Below are 12,525 nucleotides of genomic sequence, written 5' to 3'. Positions count from 1 at the left end.
TACGTTAATAGTAAAAATAGCGAATGAAGTGGAAAAATACCGGGGCGGTGAAGATCAGCGAGTCCAGCCGGTCGAGAATACCGCCGTGACCTGGCAGCAGTGTACCGCTGTCTTTCACGCCAATATCGCGCTTAATGGCCGACATCACCACATCGCCACAGAAACCGCTGATGCCGATAATAAGCCCTGCCAGCATCGCCATCGGGATGCTTAACGGTGTCATGAGCGGGCCCAGCACCGCCGCCGCAAGCGTGGTGGTTGCCACACCGCCAACCAGTCCCGCCAGGGTCTTATTGGGGCTGATCTTAGGGATCACCTTGATACGGCCCATTGATTTTCCCCACAGGTACTGGGCAATGTCGTTGAATTCCGTTAAGCCGACGAGGAACAGCACCAGCAGTGCCCCGGTCTGCTTGCCGTCATCAGGCAGCACCAGCAAAAACGCCACGTGACTGAACGCAAACACGGTGGTCATCAAGCTCCAGTGATGCTGGGAGGCGTAGCGTAAAAATCCCTGCGTATCGCCAGCAATCACCATGCGCACCGGCAAGAATAAGAACGCATACACCGGAATAAACACCACGAACATGCCGTACCAGTTGATACCAATCAGCCAGTAGTTAATGGGGATCGCAATAAACATCCACAACAGCGGCATACGGTCGGTCTGGCGCGATGGGGCCAGCGTTAAAAACTCTTTTAACGCCATAAAGCTCACCAGCGCGAAGAAGGTCAACGCCAGCCAGGGCGGGCTTAAGATAGCCAGTGAAAACAGTACAATGATCACCCACCAGGTGCGAATACGCAGCGTCAGCTCACGCCAGTCTTTACCCGGTCGACGCCACACCAGCAGACCGTTTGCCAGTGTCGCTATCACCAGCAGGGCAAAAATCACCGCCAGCGATTTTTCCAGCAGCATCATTTCGCCCCCTCGTCACGTAATGCGCTCTTACAGCGGTTAACGATAGTCCACAGCAGCAATAGCGTGGCAATACCCCAAATAACGTTATTCCACTGCGCCACCTGCGGCCACAGCGCCAGCACCAGCCCCCATGTACCGAACACCAGCGCCCTGTCGCTTTTGCCGAACGGTCCGGCATAGCTGCGCACGCCATTGATGGTTTGCGCCAGCACACCGCAGAATTCCGTCATCAAAGCACAAAACAGCATAACCAGTACCAGCAGCGCATTACTGCCGGAAAGCAGCATAAACGGCAGATACAACGCGAGATCGGAGAGAATATCCCCGGTTTCATTGAGAATAGCGCCCAAGCGGGATTGTTGGTTACATTCACGCGCCAGCATGCCGTCCAGCGCATTGAGCGCCATGCGTATAAATAAAACGATGGGTAAAAGAATGAAAAGTTTAGGTTCGGGGAAGATAAACAGCACAGCACCAGTGATAAAAGAAAGCGCCATCGCGGCCAGTGTGACGTGATTGGCGGTGACGCTTTTTTTATCTAACCAGAACATGAGCGGGCGTAAAAGCGCCTGGAAAGCAGGCTTTATCTGATAAAGCGTCATCATCACTCCTTGATAATTTATTGATGCAATTATAGTGGATTAATTAACCATTACCTGCCTGATACTTGCCATTATTTCAAAATGAGATTTAATAAACATATGTTGATTACTTTTTCAACCACTTCCCGTTAATGCCCTGGACGTACTCCCCCGGTTTAGCGCGCGCCACCAGTTTTTGTCCGGCCATTTTTGCCACTTCATCAACAGGAATATTGTTACTCTCAGCCAGTTGCTGGTAGCTGGCGCTACGCGCCTTGTTTATCTCACTCACCAGCGTCTGGGTCTCAGCATCGGTTTGCAATGCCACAAGGTAGCCATTGAGCGTTTCACCCACCCGCCCCTGGTTTCTGGCTTCATTCAGGGTCAGCGCAAACGCATTGGCGCTCAGTAAACTCAGGAGCAACAGGGTCACTTTAAGCGTTTTTTTCATCGTCACCTCAGAATAAATCACTGCGTGATTTCAACAGGCTCTCGACGTCTTTATCGACTTTAATATGGATCTCATGCTCGATTTTGACGTTCATATTGATGGTGATGGGCTCTTTCGGCGCCGCAACTTCAATACGCGGGGTGCAACCTACCAGCAAAGATGACGCCAGCAGTCCCAGCATGGCCGCAATAGTTTTCATTGTTGTTCCTCACATTCCTTGCCTTCCAGGCAATGGGTTTCTGGCAGCGCTGCATTTTGCTCAAGCCATGCCTGTAAATTGTCGCCAAAACGCAAACTGCGCCATAACGTAAAGACGTTTTCTTCATGGGTGTAATTCAAATTCACCGTCCCGACTTTGCCATCTACCCGGCTATTGCCGGTGACGGCTGCCTGCATGGTTAATACGCCAAGGTTATCAAGATTTATTTTCGTCCAGGAATGGGTGATTTCCATATAACGCAGCCAGTTTATCGCCGCACCGGCCGCCATATTGTCTTTGACCACCGCATCCGCCGTGTCTTTATCGATGCGCAACGTCATCGGCCCAGGGTTGGTCAACCAGCCGTCTTTGATAATCCATTTTTCATTGTTTAACCAGAGCGGCAATGCGCCGCTGACCGGGCCGGACATGGCAAACTGTTTGGGATTAACCGCGCTAATCAACTCGCTGGACGAGATATTCTGCACCCGCACTAATGCCGGATCGTGTTGCGGCATACGCAGTTGCTGCATCACTACCTTGCCGCCCAGCAAATCGGCGCTAACATCGCTCAACAGTAAGGGATTATCTTCGCTCCAGGGATAGCCGCCTTGCAGATCCGCGGTGATATTTTTCACCGTGACCTGGTTCACCACCTCTGCAATACGCAATGAAATCGGCCCGCGCGTGCCCAGTTGCCATGCTCCTTCGCTAAAACGAAACGGCAGCACAAAATCGACGCCATTAATCTGGTTGTCGGGCATCCAGGCGCTACCGCCTTTTAATACGCCATGACCGCCTGCTTCAAAGCCTTGTTCTGCGGCGGCGGAGAAGGCAACCTGAGCATACAGTTCGCCTTCGCGCAGGTTCATCTTCCAGTCCGGTGGCACCAGCGGCTGAAATACAGTGAGCGACTGTTTTGGCCACCAGGCCTGACCACGCAAGCGGATCCCGTCCCAGCGACCGTTCAACTGGACCGGGCCAATGGCGCCAGCATGCAGTTGGCCTTTGAACTGGAATATCGTCGGGTCGCTCCCTTCTACGCTGAACTTCAGGGTTGAAGGCGGCAGAGTACTGCCACCGGAGAAGGTGGTTTTCCCGGCGTCCAGCGACAGCGCCCCGCTAAACGTGGGCTGGATCGGGTCTCGCACCCAGACGATCGGCTCATCCATCACCAGACGCGGATTTTCCACCAGCATGGTGCCGTATTGCAGATGGTCAAATCCGGTAGAAAGGTCAAACAGTTTGACGGTGTTGTCGTGCCATTCCCCCTTGCCTGCCACGTCCCAGCGAGCGTGCATCGGGGTAAAACTGCCCTCTCCCCAGTACCGCCACTGCCAGCGACCGGCGTCAGGCAGGAAATCATTAGCCAGACCATCAAGATGCAGCTCAAAACCGCCCATCTGGTTTTCATGGGCGCGTAAAATAGCCTGTAACCGCCCATCCACCCCGCGTTGGGTCACCTTGACACCGGCCAACGGCCAGCGAATTTCGTCTATATCCAGCGAGTCGATAATCCGACCACGAGAACGTAACAGGGCGCCAGGTTCAAAAGCCAGCTGCGGATCGCTCAGACTGCCGCTGAGCGTCGCGGGTAACATCGCATAAAAGATCAGATCACCCTGCTTCGCCTCGCCGGTTAGCTGTAACGGCATGTCGCTGTTGTCCATGCCAAGCGTGCCGGGACCAAAGGTTAACACCGCGTTACCCTTGCCTGCATCACCCTGCGTCAGAATGTTCAAACGCCCGCTGACTACCGCGTTTTCCACACCGGCCTGCCAGTTTTCGACGTTTAAGCCTAAACGACCGCTTAACGGGAAGCCCTGATAGGGCCAGTTCCAGCGCCCGTCGCTCACCGTCAGCCGCTGGCGGGTGATTTCCCACGGCAGATCCAGCAACGGATCTGCATTGTCCCGCGCCATCACGATCAGCTGTCCGCTGTTTTCTCGCCATTCCAGCTCTGCATCCACAAGCGTTGGCTCCTGCGGCAGGCTTAGGGTGGCAACCGCGTGACCGCCAACCGGCAGTCCGTCGGGCACCAGCGGCATCGTAAACTCCCCGACCAGCTTCACCGGTGGTTGCTCTTCAAAAGCCGCCACAGACAGTTCGTTGACCGTCAGATTTTGTCCGTGCAGACGTCCCTGAAATTTAACCTTTTCGCCCTGATAACTGACTTGCTGGATGGCAGGCGTCAGCGAAAGTGACAGTTTGCCCTGCCACTCCTGCCACGGAGATAGAATAAGATTATCGATGTTAATCCAGGTGTTGGGCAGCATGGATTGCCATTCTGCCAGCGTTTTCGGCGCGGCGGGCGATGGCTCCGTCTGCGGCAGTTTAGCCAGGCAAGCGGAATCCAGTTCAATACTGCCGACGTTCAGCAACCAGCGGCTGGGGTGGGATAAATCCGCCTCGGTGATACGCGCGAGTGGACAATCATCCACCAAATAACGGAGTTCGGGAATATGCAGCCCATGTCGGGTAAGCCGTGGACTCTCGTCCAGCGCAATGCGCGTACCGACAGGCAACCAGATGCCCGCCAGTGTAGGAACCCACAAGCCCAACGTCATCAATAACGTCAGCGGCACAAGGGTCAATAATAAGAGTAGAGCCAATACGGCTTTATATTTACCCTTCATGGGTAGTTAATATCCTGATTTAGCGAAAATTTAAGCCGGTTTCGGCGTCTATTGTGGCATGTTTAGCTAAACATGCCCACCTTAAGAATAGATGCCATTGAAATATATGTAATATTTATAGCTTGTGAATAATTTAAATAAGTTATCTTTAATCAGAGAGATACCAAGGAAGAATATAACTATGCCCCACTTTCGTCTGGCCCTTATCCCATTACTTACCGCATTTTGTCTGCCCGCGTTTGCCCACCCGACAACGCTGAATAAAGTCAAAGAAGCAGAAAGCCAGCTCACCGCACGCGTCGGTTATGCCGAGCTGGATCTCACCAGCGGCGAGATTCTGGAAAGCTATCGCCTGCAAGAGCGTTTTCCGATGATGAGTACATTTAAGGTTTTACTCTGCGGCGCGGTGCTCGCACGCGTTGACGCAGGAAAAGAGCGGCTGGATCGTCGCATCCCGTTCAGCCGGCGTGATCTGGTCGAATACTCGCCGGTTACAGAAAAACACCTGACCGATGGCATGACCGTCGGCGAATTATGCGATGCCGCCATCACCATGAGCGATAACACGGCGGCGAATCTACTGCTTACGGCCATCGGCGGTCCGCAAGGATTAACCGCGTTTCTGCGCACAACCGGCGATCGGGTGACCCGACTCGACCGCTGGGAACCCGAATTGAACGAAGCGCTACCCGGCGATAAACGCGATACGACGACACCTGAAAATATGGCGCAAACGTTGCGCCAACTGCTCACCGGAAAAATCTTGACGACGACATCACAGCAGCAACTCACCCACTGGATGGTGACGGATAAAGTCGCGGGGCCACTGTTGCGCTCGGTACTTCCGGCAGGCTGGTTTATAGCCGATAAAACAGGTGCCGGGGCACGCGGTTCTCGCGGGATCGTCGCGGCGTTAGGGCCGGACGGTAAGCCTTCCCGTATCGTGGTGATTTACGTCACCGAAAGCCAGGCAACAATGGCGGAGCGAAACAGACAGATTGCGGGGATTGGGGCGACGCTGATCCAACACTGGGATGAGTAAAGTTGCCTCAAGACAACGGTACGATGTTACGCGCGACAGCGGAAATATAAAAAATCAGGGAATTGAGTTGAGTCATCTGCAGTGCATCGCGCGGTTCCCCGTTGTTCTGTCTGCTCTTAAGACATCATATTAACGGGGACGCGGAAGCGTTCAGACTCAGTGATGGCGCAGTTGTCCATCGCTATGTTTAGGTCCGATACGACCTGCTTCTATCAGAATTTCCTCTATGAGCTCTTCGAGGCACGCCTTGCCATGATGATCGCAGACAAGATGCACCTGCCGGGAAATTTCTTCAGGTTTCATACCATCACATAATGCAGCCTTCAGCATTAAGGTGGCCCAGCGTTTTGCTTCAGAGTGAGTTAACATGACCCCTCCCGATATGTGATACCTGTATAAGCGTAGCTGCCTGAAGGTAATTCACCTGGCTTTTTCTCCGAGTTACAGGCTTAACGAACGTGGAGGAGATCGACGTGTCGGATGCTGTTACGGCACGACAACACCACACGGTTTATTGGACTCGGCGGTGGGGGTACTTAAGCCCCGGCCATGTCACCCTCACACATGATCAGCATGAATGGAGCACGGGCAACCAGCGACGGTAATCAAGCATATTGCGAAGCGGTAGAATCAGCAGCGTAAAAAGCCAAACTCCCAACCTTTACCAATCCGGAACTATATCGAGAGTTTTAAAATCCGGTTTCAATATGAGTGGCTAACCACATTAAGGCTATGAAAAGATGCGCCTCTCGCTCATCATTTCCGAATCTGCCCAACATACCCAAAGGTAACCATGCTTAACGGCAGGACGCCCAAAAGAGTACATATACTAAGACGAGTGGTTTAAATCCAGCAATGTGCCCACATTAAGAAGAGATGCTCTAGAATTATTCATTATATCTATGACTATCAATTGTTTTTTGGATTTTGTAAAATAATTTGAATTGGATTAATGTGATTTCAGAATCACTGGAGAAAGTCTTATGAAACTCGCCATCTATAGTACAAAACAGTACGACAAGAAGTACCTGCAACAGGTTAACGAGGCTTTTGGTTTTGAACTTGAATTCTTTGACTTTCTGCTGACCGAGAAAACGGCCAAAACAGCCCATGGCTGCGAAGCCGTGTGCATCTTCGTCAACGACGATGGCAGTCGCCCGGTTCTGGAAGAACTGAAAAAGCACGGGGTGAAGTACATCGCCCTGCGCTGCGCCGGATTCAATAACGTCGATCTGGACGCCGCCAAAGAGCTAGGTTTGCAGGTTGTGCGCGTTCCGGCCTATTCGCCGGAAGCGGTCGCCGAGCATGCGATTGGTATGATGATGACGCTGAACCGTCGTATCCACCGCGCGTACCAACGCACTCGTGACGCCAACTTTTCTCTGGAAGGCCTGACTGGTTTTACCATGTACGGTAAAACCGCCGGGGTGATCGGTACCGGTAAAATTGGTATTGCCGCGCTGCGGATCCTGAAAGGCTTTGGTATGCGTTTGCTGGCGTTTGATCCCTATCCAAGCGCTGCGGCTCTTGAATTAGGCGTTGAGTATGTCGATCTCAACACGCTGTTTGCGGAGTCAGACGTCATTTCCCTGCACTGTCCGTTAACGCCGGAAAACTATCATCTGCTCAATGAAGAAGCCTTCGCGCAAATGAAAAGCGGCGTAATGATCGTTAACACCAGTCGCGGGGCCCTTATCGACTCACAGGCTGCCATTGATGCCCTGAAAAACCAGAAAATTGGTTCTTTGGGTATGGACGTGTATGAAAATGAACGCGACCTGTTCTTTGAAGATAAGTCCAATGATGTTATCCAGGATGACGTATTCCGTCGCTTGTCTGCCTGTCATAACGTGTTGTTCACCGGGCACCAGGCATTTTTAACGGCCGAAGCGTTAACCAGCATTTCGGAAACAACCTTACAGAATTTGGCCCAGATTTCCAAAGGCGAAACCTGCCCGAACGCCCTCTTCTGAAAATGCCGCTCCCCTGCATTCGGGGGAGCATTTTCAGATAACCTCTGATGATAAATCCGACAGTATCATTATTATATTGATTGTATTCCCGTCACTAACGTAGAGAAATTCAATGAAGAAAATTGTCACGTTGATTGCGCTCAGCATGCTTATGGCTGGCTGTGTGAGCAATGGAAAAGTTTCCGTTAATCGCGAACAGTTACAGCACCACCGTTTCGTTCTGGAGAGCGTGAACGGCAAACCGGTCACCGTTGCGAAAAATCAACCCGAATTGAGTTTTGGTGAAAATATGACGGTGTCGGGAAAAATGTGTAATCAATTCACGGGCCAGGGCAAGCTGTCTGACGGCGAATTGAAGGTGAAAGACCTGGCGATGACCCGCATGATGTGCGCCGACCCACAGCTGAACGCACTTGATGGCGTTATCAGCGACGTGTTTAAGCAAGGCGCACAGGTCGATTTGACGGCTAACCAGTTAACACTGGCGACGGCAGAGCAAACACTGACGTATAAACTAGCAGACTTAATGTAATTAACGCGGAGACTTAATAGTTTCCGCAACTCCCGGCGGCAAGCGACTGTTCACTGCAGCGTTTGCCGTTAGGTAAAGCACACATCCCGATGGCGGAACCATCCAGTTGACGTGCAATCGACAACGAACCGCCAATCATAGCGCAGTTGGCCTCACCAGAACCCGACATTGCAGCCTTCATGCCCGGCGCGACGTGCGCGGCCGTTGCCTGCTGAACAGGTTCACTGCTGCAAGCCGATAATAATAACGCGGCACACCCTACCCAAAACGCTGCGCGCATCTCACTCCCCTCTAAAAAATAACCCAACGACACAGCCCTAAATAATAGGCAGCAGAAACACTGTCGTCGAGAGGTAAAGTGCGCATTTATGCGCCCTGTTTACATTTTCTGGCAATTTTTTGACGGCTCCTTTGATCAAACCATTCATTCTGTTTATTACAGGGACACAAATGCGAAAATGTGTCCAGATGGCTTTTGCTAAAATAGAAAGATAACTACAGGACTCGTCGTCGTTTTGCGGGTCCCTCTTTTTGCGCAATGTAAGGGTGTCAGTATGCAAACAATTGACGGTAATGGTGCGGTTGCTTCGGTTGCATTTCGTACCAGCGAGGTTATCGCCATCTACCCGATTACGCCGAGTTCGACGATGGCGGAGCAGGCCGATGCCTGGGCCGGGAACGGGCTAAAAAACGTCTGGGGCGATATACCTCGCGTTGTGGAGATGCAGTCGGAAGGCGGTGCCATTGCGACCGTCCACGGCGCGTTACAAACCGGGGCGCTGTCTACATCTTTTACCTCATCGCAAGGTTTATTGCTGATGATCCCGACGCTGTACAAACTGGCCGGTCAACTGACGCCGTTTGTATTGCATGTTGCGGCACGTACGATTGCCACCCATGCGCTGTCGATTTTTGGCGACCATTCCGACGTGATGGCCGTTCGCCAGACCGGCTGTGCAATGCTGTGCGCTAGCAGCGTTCAGGAAGCGCAGGATTTTGCCCTGATTTCGCATATCGCCACGCTGAAAAGCCGCGTCCCGTTTATTCATTTCTTTGATGGTTTCCGCACCTCACATGAAATCAATAAAATCGTACCGCTGGCCGATGACACCATTCTTGGACTGATGCCGCAGGCGGAGATCGACGCCCATCGTTCTCGCGCGCTGAATCCGGAGCATCCGGTGATTCGTGGCACCTCGGCTAACCCGGATACCTATTTCCAGTCACGCGAAGCGACAAACCCGTGGTACAACGCGGTTTACGAGCATGTCGAACAGGCGATGAACGATTTCGCCACCGCAACGGGTCGCCAGTACCAGCCGTTTGAATACTATGGACATCCGCAGGCAGAGCGCGTCATCATTCTGATGGGCTCCGCCATCGGTACCTGCGAAGAAGTCGTGGATGAGTTGCTTACCCGTGGCGAAAAAGTCGGCGTACTGAAAGTCCGTCTGTTCCGTCCGTTCTCAGCCCGACATTTACTGCAGGCCTTGCCGGAAACCGCACGCAGCATCGCCGTTCTGGATCGCACCAAAGAACCCGGGGCACAGGCTGAGCCGTTGTATCTGGATGTCATGACCGCGCTGGCCGAAGCCTTTAACTGTGGCGAGCGTGAAACGCTACCGCGTGTAATTGGCGGGCGCTATGGCCTTTCCTCGAAAGAGTTTGGCCCGGACTGCGTGATGGCGGTGTTTAATGAGTTAAGCCATGCCAAACCAAAATCGCGCTTTACCGTCGGCATCTATGATGATGTCACCAATCTGTCACTCCCCCTGCCAGAAAACACCCTGCCCTCCACCGCAAAGCTCGAAGCCCTGTTTTACGGATTAGGCAGCGACGGCAGCGTGTCAGCGACCAAAAACAATATCAAGATTATTGGTAACTCGACGCCGTGGTATGCGCAGGGCTATTTCGTCTATGACTCGAAAAAAGCCGGCGGCCTGACGGTGTCCCATCTGCGCGTCAGCGAAAAACCGATCCGTTCGGCGTATCTGGTGTCGCAGGCGGATTTTGTTGGCTGCCATCAGCTGCAGTTTATCGATAAATATCAAATGGCAGAACGCCTGAAGCCAGGCGGTATCTTCCTGCTCAATACGCCGTACAGCGTGGATGAGGTGTGGTCACGTCTGCCGCAAGAAGTTCAGGCAGTTCTGAACCAGAAGAAGGCCCGTTTTTACGTGATTAACGCTGCCAAAATCGCCCGTGAATGCGGCCTGGCAGCACGTATTAACACCGTAATGCAAATGGCGTTTTTCCATCTGACACAAATTTTACCCGGTGATAGCGCACTGGTGGAACTGCAGGGCGCAATTGCAAAAAGCTACAGCAACAAAGGTCAGGATCTGGTTGAACGTAACTGGCAGGCGCTTGCGCTGGCACGTGAGTCGGTCGCCGAAGTGGCTCTTCAGCCGGTTGATCCGCACAGCGCCAACCGACCGCCAGTGGTCTCCGATGCCGCGCCTGATTTTGTGAAAACCGTGACGGCGGCGATGCTCGCGGGTCTGGGTGACGCACTGCCCGTCTCCGCACTGCCGCCAGACGGTACCTGGCCCATGGGCACCACGCGCTGGGAAAAACGCAATATCGCCGAAGAAATCCCTATCTGGAAAGAAGAACTGTGTACACAGTGCAACCACTGCGTTGCCGCCTGCCCGCACTCGGCAATTCGTGCCAAAGTGGTTTCCCCGGAAGCAATGGCAGACGCCCCGGCTAGTTTGCATTCGCTGGATGTGAAATCCCGCGATATGCGCGGTCAGAAATATGTTCTACAGGTCGCGCCTGAAGATTGCACCGGCTGTAATCTGTGCGTGGAAGTCTGCCCGGCGAAAGATCGTCAGAATCCAGAGATCAAGGCCATCAATATGATGTCCCGCCTGGAGCATGTCGAAGAAGAAAAAGTGAACTATGATTTCTTCCTCAACCTGCCAGAGATCGACCGCAGCAAACTGGAACGCATTGATATTCGCACCTCGCAGCTGATCACCCCGCTGTTTGAATATTCCGGTGCTTGCTCAGGCTGTGGCGAAACGCCGTATATCAAACTGCTTACCCAGCTGTACGGTGACCGCATGCTGATCGCCAACGCAACCGGGTGTTCATCGATTTATGGCGGAAACCTGCCCTCCACACCGTATACCACCGACGCAAACGGCCGTGGGCCAGCCTGGGCAAACTCTCTGTTTGAAGATAACGCCGAGTTTGGTCTGGGCTTCCGCCTGACGGTGGACCAACACCGCGTTCGCGTCATGCGCTTGCTGGAACAGTTTGCCGATAAGATCCCGGCTGAACTGAATGACGCCCTGCACGCAGAAGCCACGCCGGAAGTTCGTCGCGAGCAGGTCGCCGCACTGCGCCAACATCTGCAAGGTGTTGATGGCGCACAGCAACTGTTAACCGATGCCGATGCACTGGTTGAGAAATCAATCTGGCTGATTGGCGGTGACGGTTGGGCCTACGATATTGGCTTTGGCGGGTTGGACCATGTCCTGAGCCTGACCGAGAACGTTAACATCCTGGTGCTGGATACCCAGTGTTATTCCAACACTGGCGGGCAAGCCTCGAAAGCGACACCGCTTGGCGCGGTCACCAAATTTGGCGAACACGGTAAGCGTAAAGCACGTAAAGATCTGGGCGTCAGTATGATGATGTACGGTCATGTTTACGTCGCACAGATCTCGCTGGGAGCGCAGTTAAACCAGACGGTGAAAGCGATTCAGGAAGCAGAATCTTACCCAGGTCCGTCGCTGATTATTGCCTACAGCCCGTGTGAAGAACACGGCTACGATCTCGCCCTGAGTCACGATCAGATGCGCCAGCTCACGGCCACCGGATTCTGGCCGCTGTATCGCTTTGATCCGCGTCGCGCTGACGAAGGTAAACTACCGCTGGCACTGGACTCTCGCCCGCCGTCAGATGCGCTGGCTGAGACTTTGATGAACGAACAGCGCTTCCGCCGCCTGAATGCACAGCAGCCGGAGGTGGCAGAGCAGTTGTGGAAGGATGCGACCGCAGATTTGCAAAAACGCTATGACTTCCTGGCGCAGTTGGCGGGAAAAGCCGAAAAAAGCAGTACCGATTAATACGTTAAGTTAAGTATTAATCTGGAATAAAAAAAGCCCGAACAGATGTTCGGGCTTGTCAATTTATTCGCTGGCTAATCAATTCTGGGACAACTCTCCAACGAAAAATA

At 53.0% G+C, this 12,525-nt stretch carries 11 protein-coding genes; 4 read left to right on the top strand and 7 right to left on the bottom strand.

All coding sequences use genetic code 11. The annotated features are described in order from the left end of the window. Positions 1-4: 4 nt before the first annotated feature. The 5 genes from AC3ITF_RS10065 to AC3ITF_RS10045 form a co-directional block, all read right to left on the bottom strand. Complete coding sequence (locus AC3ITF_RS10065) at positions 5-922, bottom strand: phosphatidate cytidylyltransferase (protein ID WP_117342860.1); 918 nt, start codon at positions 920-922, stop codon at positions 5-7. Further along, positions 919-1,524 carry a CDP-alcohol phosphatidyltransferase family protein gene (locus AC3ITF_RS10060; RefSeq protein WP_096756931.1) on the bottom strand — a complete coding sequence of 202 codons (606 nt, stop codon included), beginning with the start codon at positions 1,522-1,524 and terminating at the stop codon, positions 919-921. The genes AC3ITF_RS10065 and AC3ITF_RS10060 overlap by 4 nt, the downstream gene beginning before the upstream one ends. 106 nt (positions 1,525-1,630) lie before the next feature. Then, entirely contained in the window at positions 1,631-1,954 is a 324-nt protein-coding gene (locus tag AC3ITF_RS10055; RefSeq protein WP_137399048.1) for a YdbL family probable chaperone protein, read from the bottom strand. A 7-nt stretch (positions 1,955-1,961) separates the two neighbouring features. Beyond that, positions 1,962-2,153 (bottom strand): YnbE family lipoprotein, encoded by a 192-nt coding sequence (locus AC3ITF_RS10050; RefSeq protein ID WP_003020350.1) that lies wholly within the window; start codon positions 2,151-2,153, stop codon positions 1,962-1,964. Next, a complete protein-coding gene (locus AC3ITF_RS10045) occupies positions 2,150-4,789 on the bottom strand; it encodes a YdbH family protein (RefSeq protein ID WP_489176378.1) in 2,640 nt (879 codons plus the stop codon). The genes AC3ITF_RS10050 and AC3ITF_RS10045 overlap by 4 nt, the downstream gene beginning before the upstream one ends. A gap of 181 nt (positions 4,790-4,970) precedes the next feature. Between AC3ITF_RS10045 and blaGIL the strand changes: the two genes are divergently transcribed. Beyond that, positions 4,971-5,831 carry a GIL family class A beta-lactamase gene (blaGIL, locus tag AC3ITF_RS10040; RefSeq protein ID WP_346341844.1) on the top strand — a complete coding sequence of 287 codons (861 nt, stop codon included), beginning with the start codon at positions 4,971-4,973 and terminating at the stop codon, positions 5,829-5,831. A gap of 156 nt (positions 5,832-5,987) precedes the next feature. Here blaGIL and AC3ITF_RS10035 read toward each other — a convergent pair whose 3' ends face one another. After that, the gene (locus AC3ITF_RS10035; RefSeq protein WP_096756927.1) at positions 5,988-6,200 is read right to left on the bottom strand and encodes a hypothetical protein; all 213 of its coding nucleotides are present in this window, start codon (positions 6,198-6,200) and stop codon (positions 5,988-5,990) included. A gap of 614 nt (positions 6,201-6,814) precedes the next feature. On the opposite strand from AC3ITF_RS10035, the gene ldhA reads away from it, so the two are divergent. After that, positions 6,815-7,804: a D-lactate dehydrogenase gene (gene ldhA, locus AC3ITF_RS10030; protein ID WP_096756925.1), complete on the top strand. Its 990-nt coding sequence runs from the start codon at positions 6,815-6,817 to the stop codon at positions 7,802-7,804. A 112-nt stretch (positions 7,805-7,916) separates the two neighbouring features. Continuing rightward, entirely contained in the window at positions 7,917-8,336 is a 420-nt protein-coding gene (gene hslJ / locus AC3ITF_RS10025) for a heat shock protein HslJ (protein ID WP_115258361.1), read from the top strand. A gap of 13 nt (positions 8,337-8,349) precedes the next feature. Here the strand turns inward: hslJ and AC3ITF_RS10020 are convergent, their stop codons facing one another. Continuing rightward, positions 8,350-8,616, bottom strand: a complete 267-nt coding sequence (locus AC3ITF_RS10020) for a putative hemolysin (protein ID WP_096756923.1) — start codon at positions 8,614-8,616, stop codon at positions 8,350-8,352. 274 nt (positions 8,617-8,890) lie between these two features. Here AC3ITF_RS10020 and nifJ point away from each other — a divergent pair, with 274 nt between their 5' ends. Then, positions 8,891-12,415, top strand: coding sequence for a pyruvate:ferredoxin (flavodoxin) oxidoreductase (gene nifJ, locus AC3ITF_RS10015; protein ID WP_135911974.1), 3,525 nt, complete (start codon positions 8,891-8,893; stop codon positions 12,413-12,415). Positions 12,416-12,525: the final 110 nt, after the last annotated feature.

This window comes from Citrobacter sp. KH_055_1, assembly GCF_057838705.1.
The sequence above is the reverse complement of the archived record's forward strand: the minus strand, read 5'-3'. Positions and strand labels throughout refer to the sequence as shown.